This is a genomic window from Algoriphagus boseongensis, assembly GCF_004362805.1.
In the GTDB taxonomy this organism is placed as follows: domain Bacteria; phylum Bacteroidota; class Bacteroidia; order Cytophagales; family Cyclobacteriaceae; genus Algoriphagus; species Algoriphagus boseongensis.
This window is the reverse complement of the sequence record NZ_SNYF01000006.1, coordinates 435,483-453,980: the sequence shown is the minus strand read 5'-3', so window position 1 is coordinate 453,980 and position 18,498 is coordinate 435,483. Positions and strand designations below refer to the sequence as shown.

The window sequence follows — 18,498 nt, the reverse complement described above, 5'->3', positions numbered from 1 at the left end:
ATTCCAACTTTAAGGGTATAATTACAAGAAATTATACCCTTATTTTATATTTTTAGCCTTATATATAAAATATTCCAGTTCCACTGGGGAAAAGTCATATTTTTAGATCCAACCTAGCATTTCTCATGGATTACTACAACAAAATCATTGAATCCGTACACGTCAGATTTTTAAAAGGCAACAACTTCAAAGTTGAAAAGCCGGTTAGCGTGGTCAATTATCAAGAAAACGAAAACGGCCTGATCCTTTTGCATCATGGCACCCTAAAATTTGGCGATGATCAAGAGCTAGTCAATGAAGGGGAAGTTTTATTTCTGCCCAAAGGACGAAAAACTCAATTGACTCTAGGAGCAGGAAACAAAAAGGCAGACTTAGACTTTGAACAGTTTTCAGACAACAAAAGAAAATACCTTCAAAGCATCAGTTTCAAGGACATCAAAACTACGGAAGAAGACTGCATTTCTTTGGTGAATTTTGAATCCAAAGTATTTGATGTAGTCAACTTTTTCAATTCTCTGGATATTCCTCCTTTTATCATTCGCTTCAATGATCGGGTAGCAGTATTAATCGAAGACATTGTCAAAGAGTTAGAAAATGGAACCGTTGGAAAAGAGCGGGTTCTTAAATCTCTCACAGAGATTTTGATGATCGAACTTCTTCGACACATTCTAAAAAACAGACTGTTTACCGAGGAGCTTTCTACCAACGCAACCTATTTTAAGGATCCTAGATTGATTGATTTGTTTAATTACATCAAGACAAATTTGAATGGTGACCTTTCCAATAAAGTCTTAGCTAAAGTGGCGAATGTATCAGAAGACTACGTGGGTCAGTATTTCAAAATGCTTACTGGAATCAACCCACAAGATTACATTGAATACCAGCGAATGGAAGCTGCGGTTGACCTGTTAAGAACTTCCAAAAAATCAATTCGGGATATCGGAAAAGAGGTGGGCTACAAAGACACCGCTTATTTCTGCAGAAGATTTAAAATGATGTATGGTGTTCCCGCAGGAAAAATGAGAAGACGAGAGTCCCTAATTAATATTCAATGAGTGGTTGTACCACTTCTTCAAATTCAAGACCTCGGCCAAAAAACCGGGGTCTTTTTCTATCCCGTTTCCTATTACCACCAAGTCTGCTCCTCCCTCAAAGGCCAAATTAACTTTATTTTTAGAATCTAGACCTCCTCCAACCAAGAGTGGGCTTTTCGTTTTCAGCTTGACCTCAGCGATCACTTCAGAATGGACAGGCAGACTTGCCCCACTTCCTGCATCAAGGAAAAAATACTTCATACCCATTAGCTTTCCTGCCAAGGCGGTTTTTGCGACCAGAGCTTTCTGAGAATTCAAAAGAGGCAAGGTTTGACTAACCGAATGCACACTTAGAATCTCTCCTTCATTGACCAACAAATATCCTGTCGGTAAAACTTCAAGATTGGATTGGCTTACTTCCTCAGCGGCTTTTACTTGTTGCCCGATCAGGTATTCAGGATTTCTCCCAGAAATAAGAGATAAAAACAAAATCGCGTCGGCCTCTGGATAAACCTGCAGATAAGACCCGGGGAAAATACAAATCGGGATATTCCCTGCCCAAAATTTAAGCTCCTGGATTAGATTTCTGATTTGGGGAATTTCCGAAGCACTACCCCCAATAAAAATAAGATCCAAGTCCAAGCCACTTAGCTGTGGCAACAAACTTGGATCAACTCCTTTTTCCGGATCAATCAACCAAGCAATTCCTTTCTGGCCAGATTGGTGAAGGTATTGAAGATGTTCACCTATTTTACTCACTCTTTGGTTCTTCTTCTTGGGGAGTAAATAATGCGCTGTAAATTTTATCCTTAGCAAGTGCGAGTCCCAAAATGACTAATCGCTGAGAAAGAGAAGGCCAAAAAGAGGATTTTTTGGATTCTGTCAGGCGCTTCTTTATATCATTAGTCAGAAGGCCCTCTTTTTCCAAAACCTCGATAGCATGCTCTGTAGTCTCTTGCTTTTTCTTTCGGGTGGTTCTTACTATCGCGTAAGTCAAAAGAGCTCCAGCTCCCACTACAGCAGCCACTTTCAACCAATCTTCGGATTCCTTTTTCAAGATTTCCAACTGCTTAGCCAAAGTCTGCTCAAGCTCTTCGGATTGTTTTTCAAGTTCCTTACTCATCTCCTGATTCTTTATTTTTCTTAATTCTTCGGAAGATAAAGTTATTCAATGCAGTTCCAGTTTTCTCTTGAAGTCTGAGCGAATCCCTGCTAACATATAAAATCAAAACCAACATCAGGTACACCAAAGCAACTATCAAAAAACCCAAATATGGGCTTTTGGTAACCTGGCTTAGGAAAAAAGCTACTGAAAGTGAAATAAAAATGAATGACATGAATATCATGCTACCCATGATGATCAAGAGGATCATTCGGGACAGGATCGTCAGAAACTCTTCCTGGATTTCTTGCTTGACCATTCCAATCCGGGTCTCAACGATCCCTTTCAGGGTTTGGACTATTTCACCAATTTTTAACATAAAAGGACTTTCAATGCGACAAAATATCTCTTCGAATATACTGCAAAACCAAGGAGCAAAAAAATTAGAGCTGAACTGTCCCCTCTTCTTCTTGATAGAATTTGTATCGAAGTACCAATTCAAGAGCCATCAAAATCGCCTGATTGATGGGAAATTGCTTGCTTAAATTCTCGTCTATTTCATTGAGCTGAGTATACCAAGCTGGCGCAAAAGGTACTTCCATCCCGGAATTTATTTTTTCGTTTACTTTTAGAAAATTCTCCGCCTTTTCCTCTTTCAGGATTTTGCAGGTAATTAATTCCTTTATTCCTGTTTTGTTATTCTTTCGAATAGACGTGCCAAACAACCTACAAATCAACCCTCTGTATTGATAATTCCCGCAAAACCCCTTTTTGTCATCCTCTTTTTGGGATCTGTAAACAATGCAGTTTCCGGGAGTTTCTTCCATGGCTAATTGATTGGCAATTTCTTCTGCCAAGCCCTTATCATATAAATCAAATGCCAAAGGCAAAAACTCTAAAGGAGAAGCGGGAATCTTTGGATTGGAACAGCAAAATCCGCAACCGGAAATGCATCCCATGCCACCCTCCTTCTGAAAAGTCTTGGACTCCTCCTCCAGCTCTTTGAACAACGCTACCACCAAACGGGACTTTTCTACCAAATTCATCTTATCAAATTAAAAGCTAGCAAAATTAGACCCGAGATAGAGTTAAAAATCCTGAGCAAGGAAGATTTTTTTCTGTTGATATACAGGTATTTACAGGATATTCCTACAAACTCCTGTCTATTTACTCCACAGAATCGTTTTTTTGATAGACAAACTGTTTTGCATATGAGCCATATTGATGAAAAAAATTCTGAAGATAGAATCAGAAGAGCTTTTGAAGAAAGAGATTGGAACGAGATAAAAAGCGAAAACTCCTGGGCAATTTTTAAAATTATGTCCGAGTTCGTGGAAGGATTTGAAAAATTGGCCAAGATCGGTCCATGTGTTTCAATTTTCGGTTCTGCCAGAACTCCAAGAGATCATGAATATTATCAAATGGCAGAGGAAATCGCCGCAAAACTGGTTCGTCATGGCTACGGAGTCATCACAGGTGGTGGTCCGGGTATTATGGAAGCAGGTAACAAAGGAGCCTACTCTGAAGGAGGAAAGTCGGTAGGTTTGAATATTCAGCTTCCCTTTGAGCAGTTCAATAATATCTATATTGACCGGGACAAGCTCTTAACTTTTGATTACTTCTTTGTAAGAAAGGTCATGTTTATCAAGTATGCACAAGGGTTCGTAGTTCTCCCAGGTGGCTTTGGCACCTTGGACGAATTCTTTGAAGCACTTACGCTTATCCAAACCAATAAAATTGCCCGGTTTCCCATCGTGCTTGTAGGAAAAGATTATTGGGGAGGGTTAGTCGACTGGATCAAGAAAACTCTTTTAAAAGGAGACCCGAACTACATCAGTGAGTCAGATTTGGAATTATTTTCTGTGGTGGATAATGCCACAGACGCCGTAAAAGTGATTGATGAGTTTTATAGCAAGTACCTTCTTAGTCCGAATTTTTAATCAAATGGACAAATTGAAAATCATCCTTCTTTTTGCACTTCTGGTAGTCGGAGCAAATTCTGTTTTTGCTCAATCCGAATCAAAAACCTCTCCGGTGATTATTACCTTGGATGGTCCTACTCGGAGCATTGAAGAAATTAATCCATTGGTCATACTTTCTTCCGATGAATATCAAGGCCGATTCCGCTTCGATATTTTAAAACAGACCAAAATTAATCCAGAAACTATCGATAGTATGAATGTAATAAGAGGTGAGGAAGCTATTAAGCAATTCGGAGAGTTTGGAAAAAATGGAGCTATTCAGATTTACCTAAAAGAAAACACCTACAAGGATCTTCCTAAGGAGATTCAGAAATTGATGGTAAAAATCAAGGAATAGTTTAGCTGGCTTTTAGCTTTAGCTCGCCCTGACGCTTTACTACTTTCAACTCGAAATATTGATTGATGAAGGCCTTGCAGTGGTTTTCAGCCCATTCAGCACGGGATTCAGTATCATACAAAAGAGTCATTCTAAGCATAGTTTTCACATACTGCTCATGCTGACCTAGCTTTTTTACCCAATCGATAAAACTGGCCTCCCACTCTTCCTTGAATTTGTCGAAATGGCTTCTGCCGTCAAAAAGTAACTCCAATTGATTATCCCCGTTTTTGTACCGATAAATCCCGCAAAGCTGACGGTAAATCATTCGGATTCTCTCATAAGGAAAATCGAAGCTGTCCAAGATTTTCGCGTAGGTTTCATCCATCAACTGAAGCGGATTATACAAATAGGTATAAGAACGTTTGAGCTCATATACCATTTGATCCAAAAGCTCCTCCTCCAAGGCAAACTGAGCTTGCCTTAGAATGTAATTTTTATCCAATGGAAAAAGCTTATCAATCATAGAATCAACAGGGTTGGAGCAAAAATACAATTATTCCTTAAAGATCGAAGCCTAAACGGCCTGTCAAGTTTCTCAGAATTGGAAAAGATTACCAATCGGAAGGTCTTCGGGCTTGGTAAGCAGCCATTTGGTCCAGAATATCCACCGGGTCATCGGATACTATCAAAAGTTCTTCTTGCTCAGGATACAAAAACCCTTCCTCCATCGCATGATTTAAAAAGTCAATCAGCTTATCGTAATATCCATTGACATTGTAAAGAGCCAAAGGCTTTTGGATATAGTGCAATTGATTTAAGGTCATGATTTCAAAAAGTTCTTCCAAAGTTCCAATGCCACCCGGCATGGCGATAAATGCATCTCCCCGCTCTGCCATTAGCCATTTTCGATCCCTCATGGTCTCCACGATCACCAATTCGGTACATCCTTTATGTGCTACCTCCCGATCCACCAGCTTTTGGGGAATAATTCCCAAAACTTCTTTTCCTGCAGCCAGCATTTCGTCAGCAATCACACCCATCAGTCCAACTCTTCCGGCACCGTAAACTAAGGATAAATCTCTTTTGATCATTTCCTGAGCCAATGCCCTGACCGCAGATTCATACACACTGCTATTTCCTTTTTTCGAGCCGCAATAAATGGTTATCTTTTTCATAGCCTGAAATTAAAAATTATTCTAAGTCCGAAATTCTTCAGCCCGGCATTAATTCTGAGAAACTAATTTTTGAACCTGTATTTTAGCTCTATGAAAATTTGCTTCGCCACCAATAATTCCAAAAAAATAGAAGAGGTCAAAGCCGCCTTGGGTTCAGCCTACCAGATCGTTTCCTTGCAGGAAATTGGCTGCTATGAGGAACTTCCAGAAACCGGGGACACCCTAGATCATAATGCTTTTCAAAAGGCGAGGTATGTAAAAGAAAATTATGGAGTAGACTGTTTCGCAGATGACACTGGCTTGGAGGTGGATGCATTGGATGGCGCCCCTGGAGTCTATTCAGGCCGATTTGCTGGAGAACCTAGAAGCGATGAGCGAAATATAGACTTATTGCTTTCTAAAATGCAGGGAGAAAAAAACAGATCAGCCAGATTCAGAACGGTCATCGCATTACTATTAAATGAAAAGGAATACAGCTTTGCGGGAGTTGCTGAAGGAGAAATTTTAGAAAGTCGGATTGGTTCCGGAGGGTTTGGATATGATCCTATTTTCAGACCAAATGGCTATGAGAAAACCTTTGCTGAATTAAGCCTCACGGAAAAAAATCAGATCAGCCATCGAGGAAAAGCAGTAAAAGCTTTGATTAATTTTTTGAACCAAAGAAAATTCTGAGCTCAAGCCAAAAAAGAATTAACTTTGACCCCCATGAAGAAGCCATTCATCGTCGGGATAACTGGAGGATCAGCCTCTGGAAAAACATTGTTCTTGGAGCGATTGCTCAGCAGTTTTGAACCTGGCGAAGTTTGTCTCATTTCTCAGGATAATTATTACAAGCCAAGGCATTTACAGCCGGTGGATGCACAGGGAGTGCACAATTTTGATACCCCACAAAGTATCGACTTCGAACAATACGCTGCTGATATCCGCAAAATCCAAAACGGAGAGACCGTCTATCGGGAAGAATATACCTTCAACAACGCGGCCAAGAAACCGAAAATGCTCACTTTCCCATCTGCACCTGTGATCGTGGTGGAAGGAATTTTTGTGCTTTACTATCCCGAATTAGCAGAACTCTTGGATCTAAAGGTCTTTATCGACGCTAAGGATCACATCAAACTCAAGCGTAGGATCATCCGGGATAAAGTAGAGCGGGGGTACGATTTAGATGATGTTTTGTATCGCTACGAAATGCACGTGATGCCCACCTACGAGAAATACATCAAACCATTTAAGAATGATGCGGATTTGATTGTCCCCAACAATTCGAGTTTTGAAAGGGCCTTGGATGTCATCCGAACCTACCTCAGAGCCAAATCAGGCAGGTAATCCAAAAATTTTCAGCAAAAAGGCTTGAATATCAAATATTGCCTATATTTGCCGCGCATGAAAAAGACCACAAACAACACAAATCTATGGAGACAGCGACTGACTTTGTTGCTGGCGATATTGTTTTGTTTGTTCATTTCCAGTGCTGAATATTATCCTCAGGGAGAAGAACCCATCAAAACTGAACAAAAGTCTGATGCCCCTGCACAATCTGTAATCAAAGTTGCAGTAGATGCGGTAGTTCCTTTTGCGCTTCAAGTGGTTCACACCGTTTTCTACCTGATTTATGAGATTTTTAGCTTTGAAATAAAGCTTCCTTCTTTACAGGCCGTTGACGCCTCCATCCCCATTTCTTGGGTTGAAATTCTTTTCGAAAGGATCATTTCTACCAAAGGACCTTAAGGAAAACTTCATTTTCCTTTCCTAACCCTCTTCCCAAAAGGAAGACCCTCAATCGTATTTCTTAACAATCAATTTAATTTCTAATTCCTTATGCAAAACAAAGGTATCATTGTGTTTTTGACAGTGGTGATTACAGCGCTTTGTCTGTATTACTTGTCATTCACATTCGTATCCAATAGCGTTCAGCAAAAAGCAACCGCTTATGCTACAGACGCTTCCGGCAATATCGACTTTGCCCAAAGAAGAGCTTATCTCGACTCTGTGTGGAGACAGCCAGTTTACAATTTCTTAGGTGCTGATTATACCTACCAGGAAGTAAAAGAAACCGAGCTTGGACTTGGACTTGACCTTCAGGGTGGTATGCACGTGACTTTGGAAGTTTCTCCGGTAGAAATCGTCAAAGGAATCGCCGGTAATCCTAGAGATGAGGCTTTCAATAAGTCTGTTGACGAGGCAAGAGAAGAAGCTAAAACTTCCAATTCAAGATTTGTGGATTTGTTTTACTCTGCTTGGCAGAGAAACAACCCAGGAAAAAGCCTAAGCAGCATTTTCGCTACTGCAGCTAACAGAGGAAGAATTTCTTTGGAGTCTTCAGATTCTGAAATCTTGGACATCATCAATACTGAAGTTGAAAATGCGATCGACAGATCTTTCAACATTTTGAGAACTCGTATTGACCGATTCGGAACTTCTCAACCAAACATTCAGAGAATTGCAGGTTCTGGAAGAATTCAAATCGAATTACCAGGTGTGGACAATCAAGAGCGAGTAAGAAACTTGCTTCAGGGAGTTGCCAAACTTCAATTCTGGGAAGTATTGGAATTGAACGAATATGGAGGATCTATTGAAGCCATCAACTCAGCTTGGGTTGCTGATCAAAAAGCCAGCACAACTCCAGCAGACACCACTTCTACTGAAAACCTTTCTATGGAAGATTCCCTGAAGAATGCTTTGGAAAAGCAACTTCAGGAGCTTGATCCAATGAATCAATCCCTCGATGTTTCTCCTGTCATCAGCCTAATGAAGGCCAATTACGGCCTGGTTTACGATGTAAGAGACACGGTGATTGTAAACAGAATTTTGAAAAATGAGCGTTATGCCTCATTCCTTCCAAGAGACTTGAAACTTCTTTGGGGTGTAAAACCAACCAAAGCAGAAGATGGAACTGAGATCCTTGAGCTTTATGCAATCAAAACAACCAGAGGATCTGACCAAGCTCCTTTGGAAGGTGATGTAGTAACTGACGCAAGACAAACTTTGGATCAGACTTCTCGTCCTGCAGTTTCCATGCAGATGAATGCAGAAGGTGCCAGAAAATGGAGAAATCTTACGTCAGAAAATATCGGCCGTAGAATCGCCGTGGTTTTGGATGACTATGTGTATACTGCTCCGGTTGTAAACGGTGAAATTCCAAGTGGTCAGTCTGAAATCTCCGGTAACTTCACCTTGTTGGAAGCACAGGATTTGGCTAATATCCTGAAGTCAGGTTCTCTTCCTGCTCCTACTCAAATCGTAGAAGAAAGCATCATCGGCCCAACTTTGGGTAAAGAAGCGCAAAGCCAAGGTATCATTTCCATGATCGCCGGTTTGGTTTTGGTGGTATTGTTTATGGTTGCTTACTACTCTAAAGGTGGTTTGGTAGCTATTGCCGCTTTGGTATTCAACGTATTCTTCATCTTGGGAATCTTGGCTCAGTTAGGGGCTGCTCTGACTTTGCCTGGTATCGCAGGTATTGTATTGACCATTGGTATGTCCATTGACGCCAATGTGTTGATCTTTGAACGTATCAAAGAAGAACTTCGAAATGGAGTTGGCCTAATGGCTGCAATCAATGCAGGTTATAGCAAAGCATTCTCTGCGATCTTGGATGGTAACGTAACTACCTTCTTGACTGGAGCCATTCTATATGCTTTAGGTCAGGGACCAATCAAAGGATTTGCGATCGTATTGATGATCGGTATTGCTTGTTCTTTCTTCTCTGCGGTATTCATTACCCGAGTGATCATCTCTTGGATGACCAAAAAAGGAGACAAGAGCTCAATCAATTTCTCAGCTCCTTTTGCGAAGAATGCTCTTTCAAGCTTGAATATTGACTTCTTGGGTAAGCGTAAAATCGCTTACTTGATTTCTTCTTCAATCATCGTTCTTGGTTTGGCTATCGCAGCCTTCAACGGATTGAAATTCGGCGTAGACTTCACCGGTGGACGTTCGTATATCGTTGCCTTCAATGAGCCAGTTGTTCCTTCTGACTTGAAGGTAGGTTTGGATGGAGAATTTGACGGTTCTGTAGAAGTAAAAACCTACGGCGCAAATAACATCCTCAAAGTGACTACTTCTTACCTGATCAACGAAGATGACGATGCTTCAAATAAGGAAGTAGAAACTAAGGTGAAAGAAGGAATTGCTAACGTGACCGGCTTCTCCTACAATGAAAACGCTGAATTGATTGGAGCGAACCAATTCTCTATCACAGGTTCATCTAAAGTGGGTGCTACAGTGGCTGATGACATCAAGGCTTCTTCTGCCGAAGCGATGATCGCTGCACTGATTGCCATCTTCTTGTATATCTTGTTGAGATTCCGCAAGTGGCAATTCTCCTTGGGATCAATCGTAGCCTTGGTTCACGATACCCTGTTTGTAATTGCTGCATTTGCCATTGCCAGTGCCTTGGGAGCTACCTTTGAAATTGACCAGGTATTCATCGCAGCGGTCTTGACCGTGATTGGTTATTCAATCAACGATACTGTGATCGTATTTGACCGTATCCGGGAAAACATCGAAAACAGAGGAACTCATAAACTGGTGAGAGTATTCAACGATGCCATCAACCAGACGCTGGGAAGAACCTTGATCACTTCATTTACTACTTTGATCGTGGTTATGGTCCTCTTGTTCTTTGGTGGTGAGGTATTGAGAGGTTTTGCTTTTGCCTTGTTCGTAGGAATTACGGTCGGAACCTATTCATCCATTTACATCGCTACACCAATTGTAGTTGACTTGATGAAAAAGGAAATCGAAAGTGAAAACCAAGCTAAAGACGTTAAGAAAACAGCTTAATACAGCCAATAACTAAATGAAAGGAGCGGGAAATCATCTCGCTCCTTTTCTTTTTTAAGGTTACTCTAAATCCATATATTAGGCCTTGATTTTATTTAATGTGCTTTTTAAAGAAACCTAAACTCTTATGAAAATTTCAAAGGAAGACTTTGACCAAATGAAAGCCAAGTATGACAAAGAAGTCAAAAAGGGCAAACCTGCCAAAGACAAAAACGGCAAAGACAAAACAGACCAAACCAATTGGATTTTTTTTGACAGAGAAACTTTGGAAGGCCTTCTCGCCAAAGCTGACAAGGATCCCAAAAAGGGAGGAATTCAGTTTTACATCACAGAGTATACCGAAGAAGTGGCTAAAAAATATTATCCAGATAATGTAGAACAAGTGACAGGATCCCTTACCCTAGCCATGAGACCTGCCAATGTGGAAAATGAATCAATTACTCCTCTAATCGAAGAAGGTGGGGACAACTATGCAAATAATGGAAGAATGTGTCCCCCATTCTGTCAACCAGAACCCACTGGAGTTTAATAATGGATAGTAGATTTTTTCAGGCATTTGTAGACTGGTATTTGATTTCAATTGATATCTTATTTGTACTGGGATTCATTTATTTCTTTAAACTTCCAAAGGATAAAAGAGCCAATAGTTTCTATTGGCTCCCTTTTTTGATTTTAACTTTTACTTTTATCTATGAAAACTTTGGTGCTTACACCAATTACAATTTTGAGTTTAAGGCGAGAGTCAATGCATTTTTAGGGAATACTGAATTTCCAAATTACAACCTGTGGCTTTACAATATTGCCAATAAGCAGATAAAGACTATTCTTTACCTTTTTTTGATAAAAACTTGGCTTGAGCCTCCCAAAAAAAGAATTATCAACTGGATGATTATTGGCTTTTTAATTATAACTCAGTTTTTGCAATTCTCAGGGATTGAGCCTATTTATTTAAACCAACCAATCATTTTTGCGATCGGAGCAAATATGGTCCTAGTAGCCAGCGGGCTTTATTTCATGGGCATGATGACTAATGAAAAATACTTGGCTACCAACCCTTTACGATTACTTTCTTTTTGGATGATGACCTTTATGCTTTTCACCTATTCACTGACCTACATCGCTTCGGTTTCGCTGACATATCTCTATACTAACTATCCTACTCTTGTAATTTCTCTTTTTCAAATTGATTTAGCCATGGGGATTTTGAATAAATTAATTCTAATTATGGCAATTGCCTCTCCGAAATTTCCAAACCTTTTCGAGGAAGAACCCATTTTTGATACCAACGAAAGTCTTGATATTCAAAGCAGTTTATAATGATTGATTTAAAAGGAGCTCAGCAGCTTCCTACTACATTTGATAAAGAAGCATTCTATGAATCCAACTGAAGATCAGATTTACGTCATCATTTTCAGTACACTTTTCCTTGGGGGATTGATGTCTACTTTCGTTGTGGCGATGGTCTTTATCCATCGGCAGCGTCAGGCTCAAAACCGTCAGAAAATGGACCAGATCAAGTCGGAGCACGAGAAGACTCTCCTGAATATCGAAAACGAAATTCAGCAAGACACCCTTTCTCAAGTGGGCAGGGAATTGCATGACAATATTGGGCAGCTCCTTTCCTTGGCAAAACTTTATCTCAACTCCGCCAAACCGGAAAAACAGGCAGAAGGCAAAGAATACCTCAACCAGATCATTCAAGAAGTCCGGGGTCTTTCAAAATCCTTGAATCTGGACTGGGTAGAATCTATAAGACTGGAAGAATTCATCGGACAGCAGCTCGAGAAAATCAAATCTACAGAACACTGCGATACCAAATTGGAAGCAATTGAAAGCTTTGGTTCCTTTCCAAAAGACCAAAAGTTGGTTTTAATTCGCGTGATTCAAGAATGTCTTAACAATACGCTAAAACATGCCAACCCGAATCTGATTGAGATCAAACTTTTGAAAGAAAAAGGGATCAGAAAAATTCAGATTATAGATGATGGAAAAGGGTTTGATACAAGAGAAGCAAGCAACGGAAGCGGAATGTTTAATCTGAAAAAGAGGATGGAAACTATAGGAGGAAAATTTTCCCTATCCTCCGAAATTGGAAAAGGTACACGAATAGAATTATTATTACCAGATTAGAATAAGAGTCCAATTTTCAAGAAAACTCGAATAGAGTTTTTTCCCTTATTCTAAAACTAAAGCCATCCCTTGAAAAAGATTGTACAGGTCGAAGACTACAAACATTTTGCTAAAAAGCACTCGAAAGATTGATCAAGATGAACGAAGAGTTGATATATGCATTAGATGAAACTATTTTATAATAAAAGAAGGATATTTTCTCCATGGTTTAAATAAATATAAAAGTGATTCAGGATTTTTTTTCCAGAATAGAAAATAATCTCTATGTGGAGATTTTAGCTGGATTAGGGCCAATAGTTATTTCCGTTTTTCTTTTTTTATCAAAAGAGAAGAAGAGGCAAATAGATTTATCCCTGCTTTTTTCCTTTGTGGTGCTTGTGTACTTCTATGAATTTCTGGCAATTTACGTCTTGGTAGACAAGCAATTCAACGCTTCTGTTCACCAGTTAATCGGAGATACAGATTTTAAAGGCTGGAACCTTTGGGTTACCAATTTCTTCAACTTCCACCTTTCCAAAATCCTCCTCCTTATATACTTGCACCAATTGATTTATTCACAAACCAAAAAAAGGATTATTCTGGTATTAATCTGGACGTTTGTTGCAGTTTGTACAATTGTGCAAGTATTTGGATGGTATCCACTTTACGATTTTCAGCCTCCAATTTATTTTCTCGGCAATGCCTCCCTAATCTTCGGATGCGGGCTCTATTTCATTGATGTAATATCTGAAGAAAAACATTTAGAAGTAGATCTGATTAAAAACTGGAATTTCTGGATCGTCACGCTGATCCTTTTTCAAAGCGCCTTATCCTTCCTTTCCGATATCGCATTTGATTACCTTGTTTTTAATGACTTGGATCTTTATTTCTTTTTCAATTACATTTCAATGGTCCTCTACCTTTTGTTGTTCATTTTTATTGGCCTTTATTTCTTTCTCGAAGTGCGGAAATCAAAAAACAAATTAATCCAGAATGCAGCCTGAAGCCAATCAATTTACTTTTCTGCTTTTCTCTGGGGCTTTTTTAGCTGTCCTTATGGGGACCTTTGTAGTAGCCATGGTAGTCCTCCACCGACAGCGACAGATCCAAAACAGGGAAAGGATTGAGAAATTAAAAACTGAATATGAAAAGACTCTATTGAATATCGAAAACGAAATCCAGCAGGACACACTTTCCCATGTTGGCAGGGAATTGCATGACAATATTGGGCAGCTCCTATCCTTAGCCAAACTTTATCTCAACTCTTCCAAACCGGAAAAACAGGCAGAAGGTAAAGAATACCTTAACCAGATCATTCAGGAAGTCAGGGGGCTTTCAAAAACTTTAAATCTGGACTGGGTAGAATCTGTAAGACTGGAAGAATTCATCGGACAGCAGCTCGAGAAAATCAAATCTACAGGACACTGCGAAACCAAACTGGAAACAATTGAAAGCTTTGGTTCCTTTCCAAAAGACCAAAAGTTGGTTTTGATTCGCGTGATCCAAGAATGCCTTAACAATACGCTAAAACATGCTAACCCGAATTTGATTGAAATCAAACTTATTGAAGAGCAGGGGGCCAGAAAAATTCAGATTATAGATGATGGAAAAGGGTTTGATACCAAACAGGAAAGCAAAGGGAGCGGAATGTTTAATCTGAAAAAGAGAATGGAGACCATTGGTGGAAAATTTTCCCTGTCATCTGAAGTCGGAAAAGGAACCTTTATAGAATTAGAGTTGCCAAATTGAATAATCAACCCTAACTTCAGAAACCTTTAGTAGTTACCCATCCTTAAAAAAATCCTCTTAATATGATTCGGATCGTACTTGCTGACGACCATAAGCTTTTTGCAAAAGCCCTCGAAGGACTGATTGAAGAGCACGAGGGATTTTTGGTGGAAGAAGTATTTCCCAACGGGAAGGAACTTTTAGAATATCTTAAAAACAATACCGTTGATGTCATCCTAACTGACTTGAACATGCCTTTGGTCAATGGATTCGAGGTATTGAAATACGCCAAGGCACATTTTCCCGATACTAAAATAATTGTCCTTTCCATGTACGATGAGGAGAAGATCTTCAAGGAAGCCATTCATCTAGGTGCGGATGCATTTATCCTGAAAGATGCCGATCCGGATGAATTGATTTTTACAATCACGGAAGTCTATGAAGGAAGGTATTTAAAGAACTTCAACCGAGTTATACAGCAGGCTAAACAAGGGCCATTTTTTGATGGGTTTAGGGAAAAATACAGGCTTTCGCGCCGAGAAACCCAAATTCTCAAAATGATCAGCGAAGGCATGATCAACAAAGACATCGCGGATTCTCTTTGTTTGAGTATTCAAACGGTAGAGACTCACCGAAAAAATATCAACCTGAAACTACAGGTAAATTCCATGGTGGACCTGCTCAATAAGGTCAAGGAAATGAACCTTTAATCTAATTACATGAATTCCCCGATTCGTACGGCTTTAGTTGGCTATGGCTCAGTAGCTGAAAAAATGCATGCCCCTTTACTCGAAGTCTGCCCAGATTTGGATTTTGTGGCGGTTGTGGAAAGAAACGGAAATCGATGCCAGCAAAAATTTCCGGGCGTACAAACTTTCCGAAGTCTGGAGGAACTTTTAGAAGCGGATGTAGCAGATCTTATCTGCATTACCACGCCGAATGAATTCCATTTTCCCATGGCTAAGCAATGCATCGCAAAAAGAAAGCACGTGGTAGTGGATAAGCCTGTGACTATTCATTCTTGGGAAGCAGCAGAACTCGAGCAATTAGCCAAAGAGAACCAAGTAGTCCTGAGTGTCTTCCACAACAGGAGATTTGATGGGGACTTTAGAACCCTTCAAAAAATTGTCAAGGAAGAAACTCTCGGAAGATTAGTCTATTTGGAATCCCATTTTGATCGCTTTAGACCTCAGGTTTCTGAAAACTGGAGAGAAAAAGAAGTCCCGGGAAATGGGATTACCTATGATCTGGGAGTTCATTTGATAGATCAGATCGTATTACTTTTTGGCAAGCCTAAATCAATTTTTGCGGATATCCAAAAGCAACGCACCCATGCGGTCGCGGATGACTATTTTGACATTTCCTTATTCTATCCAGGCTTCAAAGCCCGAGTGACTGCCAGCGTATTGGCTAGCGTTCCCACTCCAAAATTTATCTTGATGGGAGAAAAAGGGAGTTACCAAAAGTATTTCCTAGATGTACAGGAACAGGCTTTCAAAGAAGGTAAAAAGCCTGAAGGAAAGAATTGGGGCGTGGATCCAGAGGAGAGATGGGGCAAGCTTTATTTAGAAAACGAGACGATTCCTTATCCAACCCTAAATGGTGATTACCGGATTTTTTACCAAAATGTAGCAGATGCGATCTTAAGGAATACTCCACTTCAGGTGACTCTAAACCAAACGATTACTGTACTCAAGTTGATTGAAGCTAGCTTTACCTCTGCTAAAGAAGGGAAAATTATTTCCCAGGAGGAAGGTGCTTGGTAGATTGAAATTGGCAGAGAGTTTGCCAAAAGGCCTACTCAACCAACTTTATTTACCATGAAAAAATCAATAATTCTTTTCTTGGCCTTTTTTGGACTGGTATCCATATCCAAAGCACAGGTCAGTGCCGGAATCAATTTCCAAAATACCCGGACCTTTATCACGGTCGGCACCAATCCTGACAAAGAATTCTTTGGAGAAGCTCGATTAGGCCTAGGGCAAGAGGTAGGACTAGAGCTAGTAGGAGCCTATAATTTTGTTCAAAAATCTGAGGTCAATGCCTACTTCGGCATTGGTTTGGGACTATTTGATTATTACAATCGCCGAAAAGATCGGTATTACAATGATTCTTATTTGGTTGTTCCAATTGGTGTGCTTATCAAACCATTGGACAATAAAAATTTTGGTTTTTTGATGGAAGCGGCCCCTGTGATTTATGGAAACGAAGGAAGTTACCTTCGAGGTGGAATAGGATTTAAATACACATTTCGATAAGATCTAAATTCTTATTTCTAGAAAAGGCCATGAATTCTAAAGATTCGTGGCTTTTTTAATTCAAATTCAGGAGGAAAGAATAATTATGAATCAACTCCTCTCCCCTCAAATCAATTAGTTTCCTTAATTTTGCGCCCTATGGCAAAGACAGAAACTCCCGGCGAAAACGCCCAATTGAAAGATATTATTTCCCATGCCAAAGAGTATGGTTTTGTGTACCCTAGTTCGGAGATCTATGATGGCTTGCAGGCTGTGTACGATTACGGGGCTTACGGAGTAGAATTGAAAAACAACTTGAAGCGACTCTGGTGGGAAACCATGACCCGAGTGTCCGACAATATCGTCGGTATCGATGCGGCTATCTTTATGCATCCGACCACTTGGAAAGCTTCCGGTCACGTGGATTCTTTTAACGATCCTATGATCGACAACAAGGACAGCAAGAAGCGCTACCGTGCTGATGTCTTGGTGGAAGAGCATGCTGCCAAGTTGGAAAATGAAGGTCAGGTGGAAAAGGCAAGATCGCTTACCGCTGCTTTAGCCAGACTTTTGGAAGCAGAAGACCTAGCTGGTGTTCGTGACCTGATCACCAACGAAGGCATCAAATGCCCGATCTCCGGCACCTCCAACTGGACGGATGTACGTCAATTCAACTTGATGTTTTCTACGCAAGTGGGTTCAGTAGCCGAAGATGCTTCTACCATTTATCTACGTCCGGAAACTGCTCAGGGTATTTTTGTCAACTTCCTCAATGTGCAGAAGACGGCGAGAATGAAAGTTCCTTTTGGAATCGCTCAGATTGGAAAGGCCTTCAGAAATGAGATCGTCGCCCGTCAGTTCATCTTCCGTATGCGTGAATTTGAACAAATGGAAATGCAATTCTTCGTGCGCCCTGGTACCGAACTAGATTGGTATCAAAAATGGGCCGATACTCGAATGAGATGGCATTTGGCCTTGGGTACTCCTGCGGCAAAGCTTCGCAAACACGACCACGAGAAATTGGCGCACTATGCTAATGCGGCGATGGATATCGAGTTTGAGTTTCCTTTTGGATTTAAAGAAGTGGAAGGAATCCACTCCAGAACAGATTTCGACTTGAAATCACATCAGGAATACTCCAAGAAAAAGCAACAGTACTTCGATCCGGAGATCAACCAAAATTACATCCCTTACGTGATCGAGACTTCGATCGGTGCAGACCGACTGTTCCTCTTGACGCTTTGCAATGCTTACACTGAAGAAAGCACTGAGGAGAAAAGCAGAACTTACTTGAAATTCCATCCGGCTATCGCTCCAGTAAAGGCTGCTATTCTTCCAATTGTGAAAAAAGATGGGCTACCAGAAAAAGGACAGGAAATTATGAACTTGTTGAAGTACGATTTCAATATCATCTATGAAGATTCCGGATCAATCGGCAAGCGCTATACCCGTCAGGACTTGATCGGAACTCCGTTCTGTATTGCTGTGGATCATCAGACCTTGGAGGACAATACGGTTACCATCCGTCACCGCGACACTACCGAGCAGGAACGTGTAGCCATCTCGGAGCTTCATGGACGAATCGCCGAAGCGACGAGCTTTAGAAGAATATTTGAAAAGATTTAATGACCGAAGTCGGGTGTCCGATTTGAAATTAAAAAGCCGTCAGAATTGAGTTTTTGGCGGCTTTTTTTACCACTAATTTCTAATCGTGAAATATTTTACCATTCCAAGCATATTCGGAATCTCTCCAGATAGTAGCTTCGAGGCAAATCCAAACTATAAGTAGAAAAAATGTTAGTGAAAGTTTTTGATGGTATTTCCTTGATTTTTTCCATCCAACTATAGTTAATATTAAATGAATGATTAACATTAAATACAACAAACCATACCAAATCAAATCGCCAAGCCCCCATCCGAATGCTATCTGCTTAAAAAGAGTTCCTGTTAAAACTAAAATCACCTGTATAATCAGAATCATCAAATTAAACAGTTTCCAGAAATCCATATTCAACTTTTGATCTCGA

Annotated in this window: 22 protein-coding genes; 16 read left to right on the top strand and 6 right to left on the bottom strand. The window is 40.2% G+C overall.

The window, feature by feature from the left end; translation table 11 throughout:
- The first annotated feature begins 125 nt into the window (after window positions 1–125).
- Window positions 126–1,055, top strand: coding sequence for an AraC family transcriptional regulator (locus DFQ04_RS09570; RefSeq protein ID WP_133555192.1), 930 nt, complete (start codon window positions 126–128; stop codon window positions 1,053–1,055).
- Here the strand turns inward: DFQ04_RS09570 and DFQ04_RS09565 are convergent.
- The 4 genes from DFQ04_RS09565 to DFQ04_RS09550 all read right to left on the bottom strand — a co-directional run bounded on the left by DFQ04_RS09565 (window position 1,038) and on the right by DFQ04_RS09550 (window position 3,182).
- Window positions 1,038–1,793 (bottom strand): geranylgeranylglyceryl/heptaprenylglyceryl phosphate synthase, encoded by a 756-nt coding sequence (locus DFQ04_RS09565; RefSeq protein ID WP_243739660.1) that lies wholly within the window; start codon window positions 1,791–1,793, stop codon window positions 1,038–1,040. The genes DFQ04_RS09570 and DFQ04_RS09565 overlap by 18 nt on opposite strands.
- A complete protein-coding gene (locus tag DFQ04_RS09560) occupies window positions 1,786–2,157 on the bottom strand; it encodes a hypothetical protein (protein ID WP_133555190.1) in 372 nt (123 codons plus the stop codon). Before DFQ04_RS09560 ends, DFQ04_RS09565 begins: the two co-directional genes overlap by 8 nt.
- Entirely contained in the window at window positions 2,150–2,515 is a 366-nt protein-coding gene (locus DFQ04_RS09555; protein ID WP_133555188.1) for a phage holin family protein, read from the bottom strand. Before DFQ04_RS09555 ends, DFQ04_RS09560 begins: the two co-directional genes overlap by 8 nt.
- Window positions 2,516–2,579: 64 nt before the next feature.
- Window positions 2,580–3,182, bottom strand: a complete 603-nt coding sequence (locus tag DFQ04_RS09550) for a YkgJ family cysteine cluster protein (protein WP_133555186.1) — start codon at window positions 3,180–3,182, stop codon at window positions 2,580–2,582.
- A 165-nt stretch (window positions 3,183–3,347) separates the two neighbouring features.
- Between DFQ04_RS09550 and DFQ04_RS09545 the strand changes: the two genes are divergently transcribed.
- Entirely contained in the window at window positions 3,348–4,076 is a 729-nt protein-coding gene (locus tag DFQ04_RS09545) for an LOG family protein (RefSeq protein ID WP_133555185.1), read from the top strand.
- Between the two features lie 4 nt (window positions 4,077–4,080).
- Window positions 4,081–4,455, top strand: a complete 375-nt coding sequence (locus DFQ04_RS09540; RefSeq protein WP_133555183.1) for a hypothetical protein — start codon at window positions 4,081–4,083, stop codon at window positions 4,453–4,455.
- A 1-nt stretch (window position 4,456) separates the two neighbouring features.
- Here DFQ04_RS09540 and DFQ04_RS09535 read toward each other — a convergent pair whose 3' ends face one another.
- Together DFQ04_RS09535 and DFQ04_RS09530 are read right to left on the bottom strand one after the other, a co-directional pair.
- A complete protein-coding gene (locus DFQ04_RS09535) occupies window positions 4,457–4,960 on the bottom strand; it encodes a hypothetical protein (protein WP_133555181.1) in 504 nt (167 codons plus the stop codon).
- An 88-nt stretch (window positions 4,961–5,048) separates the two neighbouring features.
- Window positions 5,049–5,612 (bottom strand): LOG family protein, encoded by a 564-nt coding sequence (locus tag DFQ04_RS09530; protein WP_133555179.1) that lies wholly within the window; start codon window positions 5,610–5,612, stop codon window positions 5,049–5,051.
- Between the two features lie 90 nt (window positions 5,613–5,702).
- Here DFQ04_RS09530 and DFQ04_RS09525 point away from each other — a divergent pair, with 90 nt between their 5' ends.
- From DFQ04_RS09525 to DFQ04_RS09465, 13 genes are all read left to right on the top strand, one after another.
- Window positions 5,703–6,284, top strand: a complete 582-nt coding sequence (locus tag DFQ04_RS09525) for a non-canonical purine NTP diphosphatase (RefSeq protein ID WP_133555177.1) — start codon at window positions 5,703–5,705, stop codon at window positions 6,282–6,284.
- A gap of 33 nt (window positions 6,285–6,317) precedes the next feature.
- Window positions 6,318–6,938 carry a uridine kinase family protein gene (locus tag DFQ04_RS09520; protein WP_133555175.1) on the top strand — a complete coding sequence of 207 codons (621 nt, stop codon included), beginning with the start codon at window positions 6,318–6,320 and terminating at the stop codon, window positions 6,936–6,938.
- 57 nt (window positions 6,939–6,995) lie between these two features.
- Complete coding sequence (locus tag DFQ04_RS09515) at window positions 6,996–7,340, top strand: hypothetical protein (protein ID WP_133555173.1); 345 nt, start codon at window positions 6,996–6,998, stop codon at window positions 7,338–7,340.
- Window positions 7,341–7,430: 90 nt separating this feature from the next.
- Window positions 7,431–10,397, top strand: coding sequence for a protein translocase subunit SecDF (gene secDF / locus DFQ04_RS09510; protein ID WP_133555171.1), 2,967 nt, complete (start codon window positions 7,431–7,433; stop codon window positions 10,395–10,397).
- A 127-nt stretch (window positions 10,398–10,524) separates the two neighbouring features.
- Entirely contained in the window at window positions 10,525–10,926 is a 402-nt protein-coding gene (locus DFQ04_RS09505) for a molecular chaperone DnaK (RefSeq protein WP_133555169.1), read from the top strand.
- A 2-nt stretch (window positions 10,927–10,928) separates the two neighbouring features.
- Window positions 10,929–11,714: a histidine kinase gene (locus DFQ04_RS09500; RefSeq protein ID WP_133555167.1), complete on the top strand. Its 786-nt coding sequence runs from the start codon at window positions 10,929–10,931 to the stop codon at window positions 11,712–11,714.
- Window positions 11,715–11,771: 57 nt separating this feature from the next.
- Window positions 11,772–12,527: a sensor histidine kinase gene (locus tag DFQ04_RS09495; protein ID WP_133555165.1), complete on the top strand. Its 756-nt coding sequence runs from the start codon at window positions 11,772–11,774 to the stop codon at window positions 12,525–12,527.
- Between the two features lie 224 nt (window positions 12,528–12,751).
- Window positions 12,752–13,510, top strand: coding sequence for a hypothetical protein (locus DFQ04_RS09490; RefSeq protein WP_133555163.1), 759 nt, complete (start codon window positions 12,752–12,754; stop codon window positions 13,508–13,510).
- Window positions 13,500–14,255 (top strand): sensor histidine kinase, encoded by a 756-nt coding sequence (locus DFQ04_RS09485; RefSeq protein WP_133555161.1) that lies wholly within the window; start codon window positions 13,500–13,502, stop codon window positions 14,253–14,255. The genes DFQ04_RS09490 and DFQ04_RS09485 overlap by 11 nt, the downstream gene beginning before the upstream one ends.
- A 62-nt stretch (window positions 14,256–14,317) precedes the next feature.
- Entirely contained in the window at window positions 14,318–14,944 is a 627-nt protein-coding gene (locus DFQ04_RS09480; RefSeq protein WP_133555159.1) for a response regulator transcription factor, read from the top strand.
- Window positions 14,945–14,953: 9 nt separating this feature from the next.
- Entirely contained in the window at window positions 14,954–16,000 is a 1,047-nt protein-coding gene (locus DFQ04_RS09475) for a Gfo/Idh/MocA family oxidoreductase (protein WP_133555157.1), read from the top strand.
- 54 nt (window positions 16,001–16,054) lie between these two features.
- Complete coding sequence (locus tag DFQ04_RS09470; protein WP_133555155.1) at window positions 16,055–16,492, top strand: outer membrane insertion C- signal; 438 nt, start codon at window positions 16,055–16,057, stop codon at window positions 16,490–16,492.
- A 138-nt stretch (window positions 16,493–16,630) separates the two neighbouring features.
- On the top strand, window positions 16,631–18,097 hold the full coding sequence (locus DFQ04_RS09465) for a glycine--tRNA ligase (RefSeq protein ID WP_133555153.1): 1,467 nt from the start codon (window positions 16,631–16,633) through the stop codon (window positions 18,095–18,097).
- The last annotated feature ends 401 nt before the right edge of the window (window positions 18,098–18,498 follow it).

Coding starts and splice junctions, on each gene's coding strand:
- DFQ04_RS09500 (WP_133555167.1), top strand. CDS start 10,929: ATGGATAGTAGATTTTTTCAGGCATTTGTAGACTGGTATTTGATTTCA.
- DFQ04_RS09550 (WP_133555186.1), bottom strand. CDS start 3,182: ATGAATTTGGTAGAAAAGTCCCGTTTGGTGGTAGCGTTGTTCAAAGAG.
- DFQ04_RS09505 (WP_133555169.1), top strand. CDS start 10,525: ATGAAAATTTCAAAGGAAGACTTTGACCAAATGAAAGCCAAGTATGAC.
- DFQ04_RS09520 (WP_133555175.1), top strand. CDS start 6,318: ATGAAGAAGCCATTCATCGTCGGGATAACTGGAGGATCAGCCTCTGGA.
- DFQ04_RS09515 (WP_133555173.1), top strand. CDS start 6,996: ATGAAAAAGACCACAAACAACACAAATCTATGGAGACAGCGACTGACT.
- DFQ04_RS09495 (WP_133555165.1), top strand. CDS start 11,772: ATGAATCCAACTGAAGATCAGATTTACGTCATCATTTTCAGTACACTT.
- DFQ04_RS09480 (WP_133555159.1), top strand. CDS start 14,318: ATGATTCGGATCGTACTTGCTGACGACCATAAGCTTTTTGCAAAAGCC.
- DFQ04_RS09560 (WP_133555190.1), bottom strand. CDS start 2,157: ATGAGTAAGGAACTTGAAAAACAATCCGAAGAGCTTGAGCAGACTTTG.
- DFQ04_RS09555 (WP_133555188.1), bottom strand. CDS start 2,515: ATGTTAAAAATTGGTGAAATAGTCCAAACCCTGAAAGGGATCGTTGAG.
- DFQ04_RS09530 (WP_133555179.1), bottom strand. CDS start 5,612: ATGAAAAAGATAACCATTTATTGCGGCTCGAAAAAAGGAAATAGCAGT.
- DFQ04_RS09485 (WP_133555161.1), top strand. CDS start 13,500: ATGCAGCCTGAAGCCAATCAATTTACTTTTCTGCTTTTCTCTGGGGCT.
- secDF (WP_133555171.1), top strand. CDS start 7,431: ATGCAAAACAAAGGTATCATTGTGTTTTTGACAGTGGTGATTACAGCG.
- DFQ04_RS09535 (WP_133555181.1), bottom strand. CDS start 4,960: ATGATTGATAAGCTTTTTCCATTGGATAAAAATTACATTCTAAGGCAA.
- DFQ04_RS09470 (WP_133555155.1), top strand. CDS start 16,055: ATGAAAAAATCAATAATTCTTTTCTTGGCCTTTTTTGGACTGGTATCC.
- DFQ04_RS09545 (WP_133555185.1), top strand. CDS start 3,348: ATGAGCCATATTGATGAAAAAAATTCTGAAGATAGAATCAGAAGAGCT.
- DFQ04_RS09540 (WP_133555183.1), top strand. CDS start 4,081: ATGGACAAATTGAAAATCATCCTTCTTTTTGCACTTCTGGTAGTCGGA.
- DFQ04_RS09475 (WP_133555157.1), top strand. CDS start 14,954: ATGAATTCCCCGATTCGTACGGCTTTAGTTGGCTATGGCTCAGTAGCT.
- DFQ04_RS09465 (WP_133555153.1), top strand. CDS start 16,631: ATGGCAAAGACAGAAACTCCCGGCGAAAACGCCCAATTGAAAGATATT.
- DFQ04_RS09525 (WP_133555177.1), top strand. CDS start 5,703: ATGAAAATTTGCTTCGCCACCAATAATTCCAAAAAAATAGAAGAGGTC.
- DFQ04_RS09570 (WP_133555192.1), top strand. CDS start 126: ATGGATTACTACAACAAAATCATTGAATCCGTACACGTCAGATTTTTA.